18 protein-coding genes are annotated in these 17,594 nt (G+C 62.0%); 12 read left to right on the top strand and 6 right to left on the bottom strand.

The window, feature by feature from the left end:
* Positions 1–266: 266 nt before the first annotated feature.
* The 4 genes from uvrD (at position 267) to PFEN_RS23910 (ending at position 4,553) form a co-directional block, all read left to right on the top strand.
* Complete coding sequence (uvrD, locus tag PFEN_RS23895) at positions 267–2,450, top strand: DNA helicase II (RefSeq protein ID WP_191489102.1); 2,184 nt, start codon at positions 267–269, stop codon at positions 2,448–2,450.
* An 85-nt stretch (positions 2,451–2,535) separates the two neighbouring features.
* Positions 2,536–2,976, top strand: coding sequence for an EamA family transporter (locus PFEN_RS23900; RefSeq protein WP_191489103.1), 441 nt, complete (start codon positions 2,536–2,538; stop codon positions 2,974–2,976).
* 190 nt (positions 2,977–3,166) lie between these two features.
* On the top strand, positions 3,167–4,009 hold the full coding sequence (locus PFEN_RS23905) for a Tim44 domain-containing protein (protein ID WP_191489104.1): 843 nt from the start codon (positions 3,167–3,169) through the stop codon (positions 4,007–4,009).
* Positions 4,010–4,145: 136 nt separating this feature from the next.
* Positions 4,146–4,553, top strand: coding sequence for an SMI1/KNR4 family protein (locus PFEN_RS23910; RefSeq protein WP_191489105.1), 408 nt, complete (start codon positions 4,146–4,148; stop codon positions 4,551–4,553).
* A gap of 171 nt (positions 4,554–4,724) precedes the next feature.
* Here PFEN_RS23910 and PFEN_RS23915 read toward each other — a convergent pair whose 3' ends face one another.
* Positions 4,725–6,488 carry a cation:proton antiporter gene (locus tag PFEN_RS23915; protein WP_191489106.1) on the bottom strand — a complete coding sequence of 588 codons (1,764 nt, stop codon included), beginning with the start codon at positions 6,486–6,488 and terminating at the stop codon, positions 4,725–4,727.
* A 278-nt stretch (positions 6,489–6,766) separates the two neighbouring features.
* On the opposite strand from PFEN_RS23915, the gene PFEN_RS23920 reads away from it, so the two are divergent.
* Positions 6,767–7,252, top strand: a complete 486-nt coding sequence (locus PFEN_RS23920) for an acyl-CoA thioesterase (protein WP_191489107.1) — start codon at positions 6,767–6,769, stop codon at positions 7,250–7,252.
* A gap of 151 nt (positions 7,253–7,403) precedes the next feature.
* On the opposite strand, the gene pdxY is transcribed toward PFEN_RS23920, so the two are convergent.
* Complete coding sequence (pdxY, locus tag PFEN_RS23925; RefSeq protein WP_191489108.1) at positions 7,404–8,276, bottom strand: pyridoxal kinase PdxY; 873 nt, start codon at positions 8,274–8,276, stop codon at positions 7,404–7,406.
* Positions 8,277–8,390: 114 nt separating this feature from the next.
* On the opposite strand from pdxY, the gene PFEN_RS23930 reads away from it, so the two are divergent.
* Positions 8,391–8,795 carry a DUF3301 domain-containing protein gene (locus PFEN_RS23930; RefSeq protein ID WP_191489109.1) on the top strand — a complete coding sequence of 135 codons (405 nt, stop codon included), beginning with the start codon at positions 8,391–8,393 and terminating at the stop codon, positions 8,793–8,795.
* A gap of 56 nt (positions 8,796–8,851) precedes the next feature.
* Here the strand turns inward: PFEN_RS23930 and PFEN_RS23935 are convergent, their stop codons facing one another.
* Positions 8,852–9,832 (bottom strand): CobW family GTP-binding protein, encoded by a 981-nt coding sequence (locus tag PFEN_RS23935; protein WP_191489110.1) that lies wholly within the window; start codon positions 9,830–9,832, stop codon positions 8,852–8,854.
* Positions 9,833–9,866: 34 nt separating this feature from the next.
* Between PFEN_RS23935 and PFEN_RS23940 the strand changes: the two genes are divergently transcribed.
* Positions 9,867–10,217: an NADH:ubiquinone oxidoreductase gene (locus tag PFEN_RS23940; RefSeq protein ID WP_191490238.1), complete on the top strand. Its 351-nt coding sequence runs from the start codon at positions 9,867–9,869 to the stop codon at positions 10,215–10,217.
* A 93-nt stretch (positions 10,218–10,310) separates the two neighbouring features.
* On the opposite strand, the gene zigA is transcribed toward PFEN_RS23940, so the two are convergent.
* Positions 10,311–11,519: a zinc metallochaperone GTPase ZigA gene (gene zigA / locus PFEN_RS23945; RefSeq protein WP_191489111.1), complete on the bottom strand. Its 1,209-nt coding sequence runs from the start codon at positions 11,517–11,519 to the stop codon at positions 10,311–10,313.
* A 168-nt stretch (positions 11,520–11,687) separates the two neighbouring features.
* On the opposite strand from zigA, the gene PFEN_RS23950 reads away from it, so the two are divergent.
* Positions 11,688–12,068 carry a glutamine synthetase gene (locus PFEN_RS23950; RefSeq protein ID WP_191489112.1) on the top strand — a complete coding sequence of 127 codons (381 nt, stop codon included), beginning with the start codon at positions 11,688–11,690 and terminating at the stop codon, positions 12,066–12,068.
* 125 nt (positions 12,069–12,193) lie between these two features.
* On the opposite strand, the gene PFEN_RS23955 is transcribed toward PFEN_RS23950, so the two are convergent.
* Positions 12,194–13,429: an N-acetylmuramoyl-L-alanine amidase gene (locus PFEN_RS23955; protein WP_191489113.1), complete on the bottom strand. Its 1,236-nt coding sequence runs from the start codon at positions 13,427–13,429 to the stop codon at positions 12,194–12,196.
* Between the two features lie 126 nt (positions 13,430–13,555).
* Here PFEN_RS23955 and folE2 point away from each other — a divergent pair, with 126 nt between their 5' ends.
* From folE2 to PFEN_RS23975, 4 genes are read left to right on the top strand one after another with little or no spacing between them, the layout of a single operon-like run.
* Positions 13,556–14,452: a GTP cyclohydrolase FolE2 gene (folE2, locus tag PFEN_RS23960; RefSeq protein ID WP_191489114.1), complete on the top strand. Its 897-nt coding sequence runs from the start codon at positions 13,556–13,558 to the stop codon at positions 14,450–14,452.
* On the top strand, positions 14,449–15,117 hold the full coding sequence (locus tag PFEN_RS23965) for a metal ABC transporter ATP-binding protein (protein WP_191489115.1): 669 nt from the start codon (positions 14,449–14,451) through the stop codon (positions 15,115–15,117). Before folE2 ends, PFEN_RS23965 begins: the two co-directional genes overlap by 4 nt.
* Complete coding sequence (locus PFEN_RS23970; RefSeq protein WP_412071477.1) at positions 15,117–15,986, top strand: metal ABC transporter permease; 870 nt, start codon at positions 15,117–15,119, stop codon at positions 15,984–15,986. Before PFEN_RS23965 ends, PFEN_RS23970 begins: the two co-directional genes overlap by 1 nt.
* 11 nt (positions 15,987–15,997) lie before the next feature.
* A complete protein-coding gene (locus PFEN_RS23975) occupies positions 15,998–16,885 on the top strand; it encodes a metal ABC transporter substrate-binding protein (RefSeq protein WP_191489116.1) in 888 nt (295 codons plus the stop codon).
* A gap of 139 nt (positions 16,886–17,024) precedes the next feature.
* On the opposite strand, the gene PFEN_RS23980 is transcribed toward PFEN_RS23975, so the two are convergent.
* Positions 17,025–17,540, bottom strand: coding sequence for a DUF3617 domain-containing protein (locus PFEN_RS23980; RefSeq protein ID WP_191489117.1), 516 nt, complete (start codon positions 17,538–17,540; stop codon positions 17,025–17,027).
* Between the last annotated feature and the right edge of the window lie 54 nt (positions 17,541–17,594).

A 17,594-nucleotide genomic window follows, 5' to 3' on the forward strand; every position in this document is an offset into this window, starting at 1 on the left:
AGCATACACAAGCATCCGGCCGGACCAAACTGCCTGAAGTCATAAAATGTAATGGATTGACCAGGAGCCAGAGCCCTTGTGCAGGGCCAAAGCAAGGCACGACGCCGCCTGTAGCCGATGACTGACCGGTCGTCACAGCTGATTTTTTTATCAGGCAACGTCCCCCCCTGTAGGAGCGTCGACCGGCTGCGTCTACAAAGGGGCGCACGTCGCCCGGGTCAGCATTAGGGTTTGCCCGTCCAGGCCCGGCACCCTAGAATGCGTCGATGCGCGATGATCTCTCTTTTTTGCTGAACTCCCTCAACGACGCCCAACGCCAGGCCGTAGCCGCTCCCGTGGGTCGTCAGTTGGTCCTGGCCGGTGCCGGCTCGGGTAAAACCCGGGTACTGGTGCACCGTATCGCCTGGTTGATCCAGGTCGAAAACGCCTCGTCCCATTCGATCCTGTCGGTGACCTTCACCAACAAGGCCGCTGCCGAGATGCGCCATCGCATCGAGCAGTTGCTGGGCATCAGCCCGGCCGGCATGTGGGTCGGCACCTTCCACGGCCTGGCGCACCGCCTGTTGCGGGCGCACTGGCAGGAAGCCGGTCTGAGCCAGACCTTCCAGATCCTCGACAGCGACGACCAGCAACGGCTGGTCAAGCGGGTGATCCGCGACCTCGGCCTCGACGAACAGCGCTGGCCGGCCCGCCAGGCCCAGTGGTTCATCAACGGCCAGAAGGACGAAGGCCTGCGTCCCCAGCATATCCAGGCCAGCGGCGATCTGTTCCTGGCGACCATGCGCAGCATCTATGAAGCCTACGAGGCCGCCTGCGCGCGCGCCGGGGTCATCGACTTCTCCGAACTGCTGCTGCGCGCCCTGGATCTGTGGCGTGACCATCCGGGCCTGCTGGCGCATTATCAGAAGCGTTTCCGGCACATCCTGGTCGACGAGTTCCAGGACACCAACGCCGTGCAATATGCCTGGCTGCGCCTGCTGGCCAAGGGCGGCGACAGCCTGATGGTGGTCGGTGACGACGATCAGTCGATCTATGGCTGGCGCGGCGCGAAAATCGAGAACATCCACCAGTATTCCGCCGACTTCGCGGACGCCGTGACCATTCGCCTGGAGCAGAACTACCGCTCCACGGCCGGCATCCTCAAGGCCGCCAACGCCCTGATCGCCCACAACACCGGGCGCCTGGGCAAGGAGTTGTGGACCGACGGCGGTGACGGCGAAGCGATCAATCTCTACGCCGCCTTCAACGAACACGACGAAGCGCGCTACGTGGTGGAAACCATCGAAAGCGCGCTGAAAACCGGCCTGGCGCGTAGCGATATCGCTATTCTGTACCGCTCCAACGCCCAGTCCCGGGTGCTGGAAGAGGCGTTGCTGCGCGAGCGTATCCCGTACCGTATCTACGGCGGCCAGCGCTTCTTCGAACGGGCTGAAATCAAGAACGCCATGGCCTACCTGCGCCTGCTCGAAGGCCGTGGCAACGACGCGGCGCTGGAGCGGGTGATCAACGTCCCGGCCCGCGGTATCGGTGAGAAAACCGTCGAGGCCATTCGCGAACACGCCCGCCACAGCGAGCTGTCGATGTGGGAGGCCATGCGTCAGTTGGTTGCCAACAAGGGCCTGGCCGGGCGTGCCGCCGGCGCGCTGGGGGTCTTTATCGAACTGATCGAAGACCTGGCGGCAAAAACCCGGGAAATGCCCCTGCACCTGATGACCCAGGTGGTCATCGAGCAGTCCGGGCTGATCGCCTACCACGAAGCGGAAAAGGGCGAGAAAGGCCAGGCCCGGGTGGAAAACCTCGAGGAACTGGTCAGCGCCGCGCGCAATTTCGAGGCCGCCGAAGAAGACGCCGAGCTCACGCCGCTGGCCGCCTTCCTCGGCCATGCATCGCTGGAAGCCGGCGATACCCAGGCCGATGAGCACGAAGACAGCATTCAACTGATGACCCTGCACAGCGCCAAGGGCCTGGAGTTCCCCTACGTGTTCCTGGTGGGCATGGAAGAAGGCCTGTTCCCTCACAAGATGAGCCTGGAAGAACCCGGCCGCCTTGAGGAAGAACGCCGGTTGGCCTACGTGGGCATCACCCGGGCGATGCAGAACCTGGTGCTGACCTACGCCGAGACCCGCCGCCTGTACGGCAGCGAGACCTACAACAAGGTTTCGCGCTTCGTCCGCGAAGTGCCGAAAGGACTGATCCAGGAAGTGCGCCTGTCCAACAGCGTCAGCCGACCGTTCGGCGGCGCCCAGGCGCAGGCCGGCAGCAGCCTGTTCGGCGGCAGCGACATTCCGGACACCGGCTTCAGCCTCGGCCAGACCGTACGCCACAGCATCTTCGGCGACGGCGTGATCCTCAACTTCGAAGGCGCCGGCGCCCAGGCCCGGGTCCAGGTGAATTTCAGCGAAGGCAGCAAGTGGCTGATGCTCGGCTACGCCAAGCTGGAAGCGGTCTGATCACGACATTCAAGCGTTTCCACGCCTGGCGTGGAAACCTCGCCGGCGCTCTCTCCCCATCACTCAATCGAGGTCACCACGCACCATGGGCTCGAGCTTTTTTTCATCATGGACATTCTGGGCCCTGTTGTCGGCGATTTTCGCCGCCCTGACGGCGATCTTCGCCAAGATCGGCATCGACAACGTCAACTCGGACTTCGCCACCCTGCTGCGCACCATCGTGGTATTGGTCAGCCTGGCCTTGATTTTGTACGCAACGGGCCAATATCAGTCATTGAGTTCGATTTCCGCCAAGAGCTATCTGTTCCTGCTGTTGTCGGGCCTGGCTACCGGAGCATCGTGGTTGTGCTACTTCCGCGCGTTGAAGGTCGGCCCGGCCTCGTTGGTGGCCCCGGTGGACAAGCTCAGCGTGGTGTTCGTCGCCGTGATCAGCGTGCTGTTGCTGGGCGAGAAGCTCGACCTGCGTCAGTGGGGTGGTATCGGCCTGATTACCACCGGCGTGGTCATGCTGGCTCTTCGACGCTAGTCAGGGACATTTCACGCAGAGTTTATCGACTCACCTTACGAAACAAACGGCATCGGCGTAATGGCCTTTCATGAAACCTTCAGGTGGGCATGAGAGGATCAGGCAAAAGCCGGAAACACTCTCGCGCTAGCCAGTAACATTTCACCTGTGCAGTATGGCGCGCGTGCACTCCACAAACGGGAATACCCTTATGCAACGTTTTCTCAGTATCGTCTTGGCGCTCTGCATCGGTCTGACGATGAGCCTGGACGCGAACGCCAAGCGCTTCGGCGGCGGCAAGAGCATGGGCTCGGCACCCAGCCACCAAACCAGCCAGATGGCCCCTTCCGCCGGTGCCGCCGGTGCCGCGGGCGCTGCCGCCAAAGCGGGCGGTGCTTCACGCTGGCTCGGTCCGCTGGCCGGCATCGCCGCCGGTGGCCTGCTCGCCTCGATGTTCATGGGCGGCGGCTTCCAGGGCATGCAGTTCTTCGACATCCTGATCATCGCGATCATCGCCTTCGTGATCTTCCGCTTCATTGCCGCCCGTCGACGCAAGCAGCAGGAACACATGGCCCCGGCCGGCGCGCCGTTCCAGCGTGAAGCGTTCGAACAACCGGCGCAGCCGCAGAACTCGATCTTCGGTGGTTCCGCCCCCGTCGCCCCACGCCGCGTGATCAACGCGCCGGCCTGGTTCAACGAGGAACGCTTCCTGGAAGCCGCGCGCAGCCACTTCCAGTCGCTGCAGCAGCACTGGGACGCCAACGAGATGGACAAGATCGCCGAGTTCGTGACCCCGCAGATGCTGCAGTTCCTGAAACAGGAACGGGCGAGCGAGGGCGACGGCTTCCAGTCCACCTACATCGACAACCTGCACGTGCAGTTGGACGGCCTGGATGATCGCGCTGACAAGACCATCGCCACCCTGACGTTCACCGGTGTGTCGAAGAACTCGCGTTTCGACCAGGGCGAAGCCTTCAGCGAAAGCTGGAACATGGAGCGTCCACAAGGCGACAATCAACCTTGGTTGGTGGCTGGTATTCGCCAGAACGGCTGATCCACGGCACTCGCTGAAAAGAGCTACAAAAACCCCGGACTTGTCCGGGGTTTTGCATTTCACAATTGTACTTTTTGCAAGCTACTGTATAAGACCCGTGATACGAACCGCGCCATAAAGCAAGAGGATTGAGGCCGTGGAAGAAGTCATTGAACAATTGCGTGAAGCCAACGAACCCGTACCGGTGCCTTTGGAGTTGCCCGACGAGGATCAGTTGGTCGAAATCGAAGAGGAGTTGTTCATCAACATCCCCTTCGTTTTCAAGGAATTCCTGCTGACCGTCAGTGACGTGGTGTATGGCAGCCTGGAACCGGTGACCGTCACCGATCCGCAGTCGCACACCTACCTGCCCGAAGTCGCAGCCACTGCCTGGGACATGGGTGTGCCGCGGGAACTGATCCCGATCTGCCAGGACGGTGACAACTACTACTGCGTCGAGGAGGATGGCACCGTGGTGTTGTGGTCTGGCGAGGAAGAGCTGATCACCGAAGAGTCCTGGGAGTCGGTGTGGCACTGGGCGCGGGATGTCTGGCTGGAAAGCTGATTGACCCTGTCCGATGCTGCTCCCTTGTAGAACAAGCTTGCTCACAGGGAATCACGATACCTTAGGTTGACTCGGACCTGTAGGAGCAGGGCTTGCCCGCGAAGCTTTTGGCGACCTCAAGGGCCCCTTCGCGGGCAAGCCCTGCTCCTACAAGGGTTCGGCGCCCGGGCGTCAGTGCCCCGTCGAATCGCTCTTCTGCTCCAAGGTCTCCAGCAAGGCCACCTGCATCCGCGTGTGCACGCGCACAAACCAGCGCCACAGCAGCGCCGCCACCGCCGCCGCGACCACGGCGATCAACAGCAAAAGTTCGTTGGTCGGCAGAATGCTTGCCGACAGCGCCGACAGCAGCAGGAAAATCACCAGCAGCGACACCAGTGGAATCACCTCGGCGACCACCCTCCGAACCCGCTGGGTGTGCCGACCCGCCACTTCGGCCTTGACCCCCATCTCCGCCAGCAGCATCGATAGCGCCTTGAGCTTGCGGTACGCCGCGATCAGGAACGGCAATGACAACAGCAACGCTCCACCCCAGATCAAGCCCTTATGCCAGCTTGGCTCATTGATCCAGTCGGCCAGATAATCGGCAATCGGCATCGCGAAGAAGCCACCGGCAAAGAAAATCGCCATCACCAGCGCCAGATTGACCCCCACCTGCAACAGAATCCGTCGAATCATCGACGCCAGCAGCGCGCCCTCACCCTGAGGCTGGATACTGCGTAACCACTCACCGTAAAGGCCGAACACCCGTGCCAGACGCCGCGGCATCACCGCCGCCAGCTTGAGCGACAGCGGGTCCGCCGCGCGGATCAGATAGGGCGTAAGCAGAGTGGTAATCACCGAGACCGCCACCGCGACCGGATAGAGGAAGTCACTGGTGACCTGTAGGGTCATCCCCAGCGCCGCGATAATGAAAGAGAACTCGCCGATCTGCGACAGCCCCATGCCCACCCGCAACGAAGTCCGACCATCATTGCCGGCAATAAAGGCCCCCAGCCCGCAGGAGAGCATCTTGCCCAGCACCACCGCAACGGTGATCACGGCAATCGGCCAGGCATAATCGAGCAGGATCGCCGGGTCGATCATCAAGCCGATGGCGACGAAGAAGATGGCGCTGAACAGGTCGCGAACCGGTTCGATCAGGCGCTCGATCTTCAGTAGTTGACGTGATTCGGCCATGATCGCGCCAATCAGGAAGGCCCCCAGGACCATGCTGTATTCCAACTTGACCACCAATAGGCAGAAGCCGAAACACAAGCCCAGCACGGTGATCAGCAACATCTCGTTGCTTTCGAAGCGGGCAACGTAGGCCAGCAGCCGTGGCACCAGCAGGATGCCGACCACCAGGGCGACAATCATGAACAGCGACAGCTTGCCCACGGTGGAAAACACCTCGCCCGAGCTCACGGTGCCACTGACCGCGATGCTCGAGAGCAAGGCGATGATGCCGATGCCGAGGATGTCCTCGACGATCAGCACACCGAAAATCAGCTGGGCGAAACGCTGGTTCTTCATCTTCAGGTCATTGAGCGCCTTGACGATGATAGTGGTTGAGGAAATCGCCAGGATCGCGCCGAGAAACAGCGAATCCATGGTGTTCCAATCGAACCAGCGGCCGATTTCGTAGCCGATCCAGATCATCAGCACGATTTCCAGGAACGCAGCGATAAACGCCGTGGCCCCAACCTTGAACAGCTTGCCCAGGCTGAACTCCAGGCCGAGGCAGAACATCAGGAAAATCACCCCCAGTTCGGCCAGGGTCTTGATGGTGTCTTCATCGTGGATCAGGCCGAACGGCGGCGTGTGCGGGCCGATGATGAACCCGGCGACGATATAGCCGAGCACTACCGGTTGCTTGAAGCGATGAAAGAGGATGGTCACCACACCCGCCACCAGCATGATCACTGCCAGGTCCTGAATAAAACTGATGGCATGCATGGCGTGGCGCTCCTTGCTGTTCGGAAATCGGCCCCGCAACAGCCTTTTGAGCTGTCAGCAATCACCGCTCCTGGTGTGAGAATTTTCTATGGCATGGCTTTCTGAAGGTTAACACCGCAACTTCCGACAAAAAGCCGGTGCAATATGTAGAAACAGATCCCTTGATGCGTGACGATGCCCGGGTCGCTGGCGTCCCGTTATCGAGTGTCTGCGAAAATGAAGGAAGCACCCATAGAGGTGCCTGCGCCAATCCCTGCCTATCCTACCGTGAGCGTGCTATGGAACCCGGAAATGCCCAGCTGTCGATGACTGTTTTGATGACCCCGGACATGGCCAATTTTTCTGGCAATGTCCACGGCGGCACCCTGCTCAAGTACCTGGATGAAGTGGCTTACGCCTGCGCCAGCCGTTATGCCGGCCGCTATGTAGTGACCCTGTCGGTGGACCAGGTGATTTTCCGCGAGCCGATCCATGTCGGCGAACTGGTGACCTTCCTGGCCTCGGTCAACTACACCGGCAACACCTCCATGGAGGTAGGCATCAAGGTGGTGACGGAGAATATTCGCGAGCGTTCGGTGCGCCACACCAACAGCTGCTTTTTCACCATGGTCGCGGTTGACGACCAGCGCAAGCCGGCCACCGTGCCGCCCTTGCAGCCCCATAACAGCGAGGACAAACGCCGCTACGTGCAAGCGCAGCAGCGCCGGCAGATTCGCCAGGAGCTGGAGAAGCGTTACCAGGAAATCAAGGCCGATGGGGTTTGATTGAAGGGAACTGAAGCCCTGTAGAGTCAGCCAGGGCTGAACGCGCTCACTGTGGAAGTGGTGCTTGTGTGGGAGCGACCCACTGCTCCCGCCAAAAAAGTGGCCACCCGCTGCTCCCCAAAAAGCAGCAGCGCGCCGACCGCCAAGCTGATCAGAGGCTGATCGGCTCTGCCTCGAACCGCACCCGCGGATGCGCGATACGATCCTGGGCCCGCACCAGCTCCAGCTCGTAGCTGGCGCAGGCCTGGGTTTCCAGCAGCACCTCATGCACCGCCGCCGCCGCGAACTCGAACGCCGCCAGCAGGCTGTCGCCCAACAGCACCCGCGCCAGGAACAACCCTGAGGTCAGGTCGCCGACCCCCACCGGCTGCTTCGGGAAGGCCAACAACGGCCGACGCAGGTGCCAACTGCCCTCGGCGGTGACCAGCAGCATCTCGAAGCTGTCGGTCGGCTTGCCTGGATAGACCAGGTGCTTGACCAACACCGCCTTCGGGCCCCGCGCCAGCAGGCTGCGAGCCATCGCCAGGCAATCGAACAGGGACTGCGGTGTACGCCCGCAGAAGCTATCGAGTTCAAGCTGGTTGGGGCAGAGAAAGTCGGCCATGGCCGCCGCTTCTTCCAACAGGAACTCACTGACCTCGGCGGGCACGCTGCAGCCTTTCTCCGGATGGCCCATCACCGGGTCACAGAGGTACAGGGCATTAGGATTGATCGCCTTGATCCGCGCCACGCCAGCGAGTATCGCCCGGCCCTGGGCCGCGCTGCCGAGGTAGCCGGACAGCACGGCATCGCAGTTGCCCAGCTCACCGATGGCGGCAATCCCTTCGACCAGTTCGGGAATCCGCTGCGGCGCCAGCACCTCGCCCGCCCACTGCCCGTATTGGGTATGGTTGGAGAACTGCACGGTGTTCAGCGGCCAGACATTGACCCCGACCCGTTGCATGGGAAACACCGCGGCACTGTTGCCGGCATGACCGAAAACCACGTGGGATTGAATGGCGAGCAGATGGGGAGTGCGTTTCATTCCGTATTCCAGAAAGGCCGGTGGATTCAAGCCGCTCAGTATGCGACTAAACAGAGCCTGTACGACAGACCGGGGAGCCAGTTAAGCTGAGCTGACTTTGTTGGAGTGGCGTTCATGCTGACCCTGGGAAATATGTTCGTGCTGATGTTGCTGGCGACCGGCGCTGCCTGGCTCTGGCACAACCATGGCCTGCGCGAGCGGGCGCTGGAGCGGGTCAAGCAGCATTGCGCCAAGCTCGACATCGAGTTGCTGGATGGCAATGTCGCCCTCAAGCGCATCGGTCTTGTCCGTGATGCCCATGGCCGGCGGCGCCTGGCGCGGATCTACAACTTCGAGTTCACCGTCACCGGTGAACAGCGTCACGCCGGGACCATTACCCAGTTCGGCGCCCACAGTGCCCATATCGAGCTGGCGCCCTACCCGTTCGAGGCCAAACCGGAGCCGCACAGCGCCGAAGTGATCGAATTGAGCCAATGGCGCCAGGATCATGCCAAGGACCACAACAATTTGCGCCGCTGAATCGCCATCGTCGAACCGGGTGGCGATGGCGATCTCACATTCACCACCGGCCCTCCCTACAAACGGCAATCCGCCATTCCCGCCTTTAACCGCTCGATCTCCTGTTTTTCCCCGAAGATCAACTCAACACGTGAATCCCGTCGCCATTCACTGGGCTGCCACTGCACAGCCGAGTTATCCACAGCATTGGCGGAAACCCAGCCATCCGGGCTGTGGATAACCAACTTGGCCCGCCGCCAGTCCAGGCCGGACAGCCAGTGCTGGAGCTGTGTCACATCGAATTGCTGGCTCGGGTGCCAGCGCCAGCCAATGCTCCAGTTGCCGTCTTGGCTATGATCCAGGCAGATCGGTTGGGCCGGATCGGTCCAGATCGCTGACAATGGAGCATTGACCGGCGCGCCGACGGAGGACGTGACATCCCTGGCGGTGTCAGCCTGCCCGCGATGACCGCTCTCCAGGGCAAGCAACTCGGCCAAGTCCAACCGCCCCTGTTCGGTCCAGCGCACAGGTCCTTCGGGCAACCGGGCCAGCACCCGTTGCCGTTCAACCTCGCCCAACCCTTCGGACTTGTTCAGTACCCGCAACCCGGCCAGCCCCAGTGCCTCCTGCTGCGCATCCGGCAAGGGCTTGCCCGCCGCCAGGGCTTGCGCGTCCAACACCAGCACGCACGGCTGCAATGCCAGTACCCCCAACCAGGGCGCCGCGGCCAATTGCTGGAGAATCCGCGCCGGATGCCCCAACCCGGAAGGTTCGATAAACAGCCGGTCTGGCCGCGCCTTGCGCAACAATTGCGTCAAGCCCACCTGGAACGGCGCGCCGTTGACGCAGCAGACACAACCACCAGCCACTTCCCCCAGTGCGATACCCTCTTCGCCCCGGGTCAGCAGCGCGGCATCCAGGCCGATCTGACCGAACTCGTTGATCAGCACCGCCCAGCGCTCGCCCGCGGGCTTTTGCGCCAGCAGGTGCCGAATCAGGCTGGTCTTGCCGGCGCCCAACGGGCCGGCGATGACATGGGTGGGAATGTTCTGCAACATAGAGGGCCGATATTCTGAAAGAGATAAAAGCATGATGCGCCTGATCTGCCTGGCGTTGCTGTTCGGCTCTAGCCAGGTACTGGCGCAGGCCTGCGTGGTGCATAGCCATGGGCAGCGGCTGGACGTCAAAGTCTGCCAGGAAAATATCAATATCCCGGCCAAGCTGTTCAGCGACGGCTTCTGCCAACCAACCCTGCCGGGGCAGAAGGTCGAGGTCGAGTACGTCGAGCAGTGCCCGGGCGGTTCGTTCGGCGTGTGCGGCAACGCACAAGTGGCCAATATGCCTTACCGGCAGAATATTCACTATTACGGCGTGGCGACGGACGCGGCGTACCTCAAGCCGTTCTGTGAGGGCCAGAGCCAGGGCCACTGGCAAACCCCATAACGACGGCCAACACAGATCCAATGTGGGAGCGGAGCTTGTCGGAACGGGCAACTGCCGATAGTCCGGATCAGGCCTTCCAACGTGGCGCCAGCATCAGGCAGCCTCCTCTTCATGCCAAGGGCCGAACGGATCGGGCAACGCGCTCCATCCCTCGACCCCCAGGGCCATTTCCTCATCGTTCAACAGGCAGTTATCCAACCGTGCGATCATCTGCGCAAAGTCGATGTTCTGCCCGATAAACACCAGTTCCTGGCGGCAATCACCGGTTTCCGGCGTCCATTGCGCCATGATCGCCGCGACACTCTCCTCATCCTGCGGCCACTGCGGTTTCGGCACGAAACGCCACCAGCGCCCGGCAAAACCATGACGCATCAAACCGCCGGCCTGGGACCAACTGCCAGCCTCCTGATACTTGCTGGCCAGCCAGAAGAAGCCCTTGGAACGCAGCAACTTGCCGTTCACCCAAGGCCGATTGATAAAGTCGAAAAACCGCTCGGGATGAAACGGCCGCCGTGCCCGGTACGCCATGGAGGCGATGCCGTACTCTTCGGTTTCCGGCACATGTTCGCCACGCAATTCCTGCAACCAGCCCGGTGCCTGGGCCGCCCGTTCGAAGTCGAAACGGCCGGTGTCGAGGATCTTCGCCAGCGGGATCTCGCCCATGACCATGGGAAGGATTTCCGCCTGTGGGTTCAGCCGCTGCAGGATGGCCAGCAACTCCTGGCGTTCGCTGCTGCCGATCAGGTCGATCTTGCTGATCAGGATCACATCGGCAAACTCGACCTGCTCGATCAGCAGGTCGGTGATCGAGCGTTCATCCTCCTCGCCCAGCGTTTCGCCACGGGAGGCAAGGCTTTCGGCCGCCTGGTAGTCGAGCAGGAAATTCATGCCGTCGACCACCGTGACCATGGTGTCGAGCCGGGCGACATCGGCCAGACTCTGGCCGCTTTCGTCACGGAAGGTAAAGGTCTCGGCCACCGGCAGTGGCTCGGAAATGCCGGTGGATTCGATCAGCAGGTAATCGAAACGACCGTCGCGAGCCAGCTTGCCGACCTCCTCCAGCAAGTCTTCGCGCAAGGTGCAGCAGATGCAGCCGTTGCTCATCTCGACGAGCTTTTCCTCGGCGCGGTTGAGGCTGACATCGCGCTGGACTTCACTGCCGTCGATATTGATTTCGCTCATGTCGTTGACGATCACCGCCACCCGCAGGTTTTCGCGATTGCGCAGCACGTAGTTGAGCAGGGTGCTTTTACCGGCACCGAGAAAGCCGGACAACACGGTCACGGGTAGACGTTGGGGCATGGGTGGTTCCTCATCAGGTCGGCCGGGTCAAGGCGCCCGTTCATGGCGGAGATCACGGTCCGAAGTGGATTTAATGTTATATTATAACAATACAAATAATCCAATCCCCGCTTGCTCGTCACGACGAAGGGCGCAATGCTGGTGGCGATCCCGCTGAAGAGAGTGTCGATGCGTCCTGTCCTGAACTATCTGCTGTCGGCCTTGCTGCTGGTGGCGGCGAGCGCCGCGGCCCAAGTGCCCGCCGCGGCCCAGACGAGCTGTACCCGTAGCGCCAACCTGCTGGCGTGCAAGGATGGGCTGGGCAACGCCTATGGCGTCGCCACCGAGGGCAAGACGATTTACCTGCAGGGCTTTGAAGTGATCGGCAAGCGCTACTGGGCGCAGACCAGCAGCCGCTATGGGCAGCTGACGTTCTTCACCGGGATAGCCTCGGACGGAGAAGCCTGGGTCGGTTACAGCCGGCGGGTGGGCTGGACCACCCAGAACCGCTTTTCCAGTTCAGGTGGGTTGAGCAAGAAGTTCGTCTGCGACCGGATGGTGGGGTGCTAGGCAATCCCCAGGTAACGCACGCTCCACTGTAGGAGCCCGGCTTGCCGGCGATAGCGGCCGAACAGTCGATGCAGGACTTGCCGGCCTCATCGCCGGCAAGCCACACAACGGTGGTGCAGCCAGTCCTACACCAAACTCTCCTGCATCTGCTGCTGCCAGGCGATATAGCTGTCCTGTGGCGGGTTCTTCTCGAAGTAACGCTTCAACCCGGCGAACAAGCCATCGGCAATCGCCTCCTGATGCCGCAACGTCACCAGCCGCTGGCTGTCGCGGGCATTCGAGATAAACCCGGTTTCCACCAGGATCGACGGCACGTCCGGCGACTTCAGTACCGCAAAACCAGCCTGTTCCACACGTCTCTGGTGCAAGGTGGTGATGCCTTCCAGGCTGCCCAGCACGCTGTGCCCCAGTTGCAGGCTGGAGGCGATGGTGGCATTCATCGACATGTCGAGGATCACCCCGGCCAGCATCGGGTCCTTGTCCTTGAGGTTGAGCAGGCTCTGCGCGCCCAACAAGTCGGCACCGTTTTCACGCTGGGCCATGAACCGCGCCGTGGTCGATGTCGCGCCGCCTTCCGACAGGGCGAACACCGACGCCCCCGAGGCGGTGATGCGCGGCGCGGCATCGGCATGCACCGAGATAAACATGTCGGCCTTGTTCTTGCGGGAAAACTCCACCCGCTTGCGCAGGGGCACGAAGAAGTCGTCGTTGCGCACCAACCGCACATCGAAGCCCTTCTCGCGCTTGAGGCGCTTGGCCAGCAACCGGCCGATGGACAGCACCACGTCCTTCTCACGCTCGCCTCTCGATCCCACCGCCCCCGGGTCTTTCCCGCCATGGCCAGGGTCGACCACGACCATGATGTCGCGCTTGGGGTGAGGTTTGCCACTCGTCACGTCGTGCTGCGCCGGTGGTGCTGCTACCGCCGGTGCCGCCGCGAGGGTCGCCGGCGCCGCGGCGGCGGCGCCGTTGCTGGTCAGGTCGAGGACCAGGCGATGACCCTGCGTGCCTTCGGGCGGCAACAGGAAGCTGTTGAGCTGGACCGGACTGGCCAGGTCCAACACCAGCCGCGTATCGCCCTGGCCGAAATGCCCGGAACGGATCGAGCGGATCACCGTGTTGCTCAGTGCCAATTGTCGGAAATCACCGGTCAGCTTGGCGCCGCTCAGGTCGATGATCAGCCGCTCGGGTGAGGTCAGGGAAAAGGTCTTGTATTGAATCGGCCCACTGAGATCGAGCACCAGCCGCAGCTTGTTGCCATCGCGCCACAGGCGCGCATTCTGGATCTGCGCCGCCGACAAGCCGAACGGCAGAACCGCCGCACCGGCCAATAAAAAGTTGAGCAACTGACGTCTATGCATAACAGGTACCGCGGATAAGGGAGCATCCATACTCGTTGTCGCTGTGTGAAAACCCGGCAAAAAGGCATCGTCGAGCGAATAGTTATAATATAACATGTCATTTTATTTTCGACGATGGACCTGCCCATGAATGCGTTGACGCTGCCGGATATCGCCGCGCAGTCATCCCGGCAAGCCCTGCCCCTTGAGTGGGTGGGCATGTGCGGCATTGCTCTACCGGTCTCGATTGGCGGCCACCGCCTCAGTGCCAAAGCCGATGCCGGCGTCAGCCTCGACGATGGCGAAGCGCGGGGTATTCATATGTCACGTCTGTACCTGGCCCTGGAACGACTGGAACAGGAGGACCTGACACCCGCGCTGATCCGAGAAGTGCTGCAACAGTTTCTCGACAGCCACGAAGGACTTTCCAGCAACGCGTACCTACGCATCCATAGCGACCTGCTGCTTAAACGCCTGGCGTTGGTCAGTCCGCTGGCAGGCTGGAAAACCTATCCAGTCAGTGTTTTAGGCGAACTGAGCAACGGAGTGTTCCACGTGGAACTAAAAATTGACGTGGCCTACTCCTCGACCTGCCCGTGTTCCGCAGCCCTCGCCCGGCAGTTGATCCAACAGCAATTCATCGTCGATTTCGCCGACAAGCCTCTGGAACACAGTGACATCCTCAGCTGGCTCGGCGGTCCGCAAGGTGTCGTCGCCACACCTCACAGCCAGCGCAGCATTGCACAATTGCAGATTCGCCTGGATGAAAAAACCTATCGATTTCCCTTCGAGGACTTGATCAACGATGCCGAGGCCGCCCTCGGTACCGCCGTGCAGACTGCAGTGAAACGCGCGGACGAACAAGCTTTCGCCCTCGCCAACGGCCAGAACCTGATGTTCTGCGAAGACGCGGCGCGCCGTCTCAACCTGGCGCTCAAGCGCTCGGATTCGATCAGCGGCTTCCACCTGCGAGTGGTCCACGCCGAAAGCTTGCACGCCCATGACGCCGTGGCCGAAAGCCACTGGAACTGGAGGCAGGCATGATCCGCTGCCAAGGCCTGCGCTGGGGCGCCCCGGGCCAGCCCCTTACACCCGCGGTGGATTTCGAACTCGCCGCTGGCAGCCTGACGGCCGTGATCGGTGCCAACGGCAGCGGTAAAAGCAGCCTGTTGAAAGTGATCGCGGGGCTGCAAAAACCCCTGGCCGGCAAAGTGAGCCTGGAGGTTCCACGGCGTGGCAGTCTGTCGTTCCTGCCGCAGCAACAGCACCTCGACCGACAGTTTCCCATCAGCGTTCAAGAGCTGGTGGCCGCTGGGTTCTGGGGCATCAAGCAAACCCCGCGACAACGCAACGAACGCCTGCAAACCGTGCTGGCAGACTGGTGTCTGAACGGCCTGGAACAGCGCCCATTGATGGCTTTGTCCGGCGGCGAATTGCAGCGGGCCTTGCTGGCGCGCATGAGTCTGGCCGAAGCACCGATCCTGTTGCTCGACGAACCCCACGCGGCCCTCGACGAGGACGGCCAGGCCCTGCTGTGGAAACATATCCATGCCTGGCACGCCGCCGGTCGCACCCTGGTGGTGGTCTGCCATGACCTGGCTGCCGTGCGCCAACATATTCCCCGCGCCTTGCGAATCAAGAGCAGCGGCTGCGTCCTCGCGCCCAGCACCGAGCTGATCGTGCAGCAACCCATTACGCAGGTGGCCTGATGCTGATGTTCACCAGCCACCTGTGGCAACCGTTTCAGGATTTCGTCTTCATGCGCCGAGCGTTGCTCGGTGGGCTGGTACTGGCCTGCAGTACCGCGCCACTGGGGGTGTTCCTGATTTTGCGGCGCATGAGCCTGATCGGTGACGCGGTCGCCCACGGCATCCTGCCCGGCGCCGCCCTGGGCTTCTGGGTCGCCGGCCTGAGCCTACCGGCCCTCACGCTTGGCGGCCTTGGCGCCGGCATGGGCATGGCCGGGCTTTCGGCCTGGATTACCCGCCGCACCGGTCTGCGCGAAGACGCCAGCCTCGCGGCGATCTACCCAATCTCCCTGGCCAGCGGCGTGCTGATCCTCGGCATCGCCGGCAAACGCCTGGACCTGCTGCACCTGCTGTTCGGCTCGGCTCTGGCGGTCGATGGCCCGACCCTGACCGGCATGCTCTGGGTCTGTGGCATCAGCCTGGTGTTGATGGCGCTCATCTATCGCCCGCTGCTGCTGGATACCCTCGACCCACTGTTCCTGCAAACCGTCAGCCGTCTCGGCCCCCTGGCGCATGGCGTGTTCCTGACCCTGGTGGTGCTGAACCTGGTGATCGGTTTCCAAGCCATCGGCGCCCTGATGGTGGTCGGCCTGATGATGCTACCGGCGATTTGCGCACGCTTCTGGAGCCGCAACCTGCCGCTGTTGATGGCGATTGCGGCGCTGATCGGCTGCGTCTCGGTCACGCTCGGATTACTGCTGTCGTTCTACTACTCGCTGCCCAGCGGCCCATCCATCGTGCTGGTCGCAGGCGGCTTTTATCTGCTGTCCGTGATCTTCGGCCCAGTGCATGGCTTGCTGCGCCGCCCGCCCTTGCTTACATCCCAATGAGGTGTCATCCGATGCGCGCTTTACTCGTGTTGTTCAGCTCCGTGCTGGCCTTGTCGCTGAACCTGTCCACCGCTCAGGCGGCGGACAAGCTCCCGGTGGTCGCCAGCTTCAGTATTCTCAAGGACATCACCCAACAGATCGGCGGCAATCATATCGAGGTTATCGGCATGGTCGGCCCGGACGCCGATGCCCATACCTACGAACCCACGCCGGATGACGCCAAGGCGCTGCTCAACGCCAAGCTGATCGTCAAGAACGGCCTGGGTTTCGAACCCTGGCTTGATCGCCTGGTGACCAGCACCGAAACCAAAGCACCGGTGGTCACCGCCAGCAAGGGCGTGATTTCCCATACCATGGTGGACGATGGCGAAACCATTCCCGACCCGCACGCCTGGCACAACCTGGCCAACGCCGAACTCTATGTGAACAACATCACCAAGGCGCTGATCAAGGTCGACCCGGCCAACAAGAGCGACTACACCCGCAACAGCCAGGCCTACCTGAAAGAGATCTACCGCCTGCTCGCCGAAGCCAAGATCAAGCTCGGCAACCTGCCGGCCGGTAACCGGCGCATCGTCACCTCCCATGACGCCTTCGGCTACCTGGGCCAGGCCTACGGCATCCAGTTCATGGCACCACAGGGCCTGTCCACCGAACGCGAGCCGTCCGCCGCCGAAGTCGCCGCGCTGATCACACAGATCCGCAAAGACAAGGTCAAGGCCGTGTTCATGGAAAACATCAAGGACGCCCGCCTGCTCCAGCAGATCGCCGACGAAAGCGGCGCGCAGATCGGCGGCACCCTGTATTCCGACGCCCTGGCCGCCGAAGGCCCGGCCAGCACCTTTACCGGCCTGTTCGAATACAACATGAACACCCTGCATGCGGCACTGAGCAAATGACCGTACAGCCGTCCTTGTCGATTGGACGGGACCGCGATCATCCGTGGCGACGAGACCCTTGAGTCTCGCATCGCCCGTGCCTGCGCCGTCGCCGGCAAGCCGGCGCCTACAGCAGGCCTGGCGGCGTTTGTAGCGTGTATCAGGTGCGGGGCTTCACGGTCCCGCAATCCTGCCCCATCCACACCGCTTTGGTTTCCATGCTACCGTTCTGCTGAATGCCGGTGGCATTGAAGGTACCGCTGACCTTGGTGCTGAACTCACGGTCACTGACAAAATGCGCAACCCCGGCACCCTGGGCTTTCGGACAGCTGAAGCGGAATTTCCAGTCCGGCCCGTTGCGCTCGGTGATCTGCTGGCTGCAACCCGATTGCGGGTCAGTCAGGGGAATCGACTCGGAGGCCACCTGTTGCGGCGTCAGGCACACCCGCACTCCCTCGCCACCGAGGTTGACGCCCTGCTTTTCCAACGCCGCGCGCTGCTCCGGGGTAGTGTTCTGTTTCAACACACCCATCAGCATGCCCACATCCAGCTGTTGGTTCTCGACCTGCACATTGCTGGAGGTCAGCTCCCACAAACCCGGTTGCAACACCTGCGCCTGGGCAGCGGGAATCATTGAGCCGAGGACAAGGGCCAGGCCCGGCAGACGAAGGTTCATCGAGTAGCTCCTAGAGAATGGTTCGTCTTAGACGTCAGAATCATGCAGGGGTTG

It is taken from the genome of Pseudomonas sp. FEN (genome assembly GCF_904067045.1).
GTDB lineage: Bacteria > Pseudomonadota > Gammaproteobacteria > Pseudomonadales > Pseudomonadaceae > Aquipseudomonas.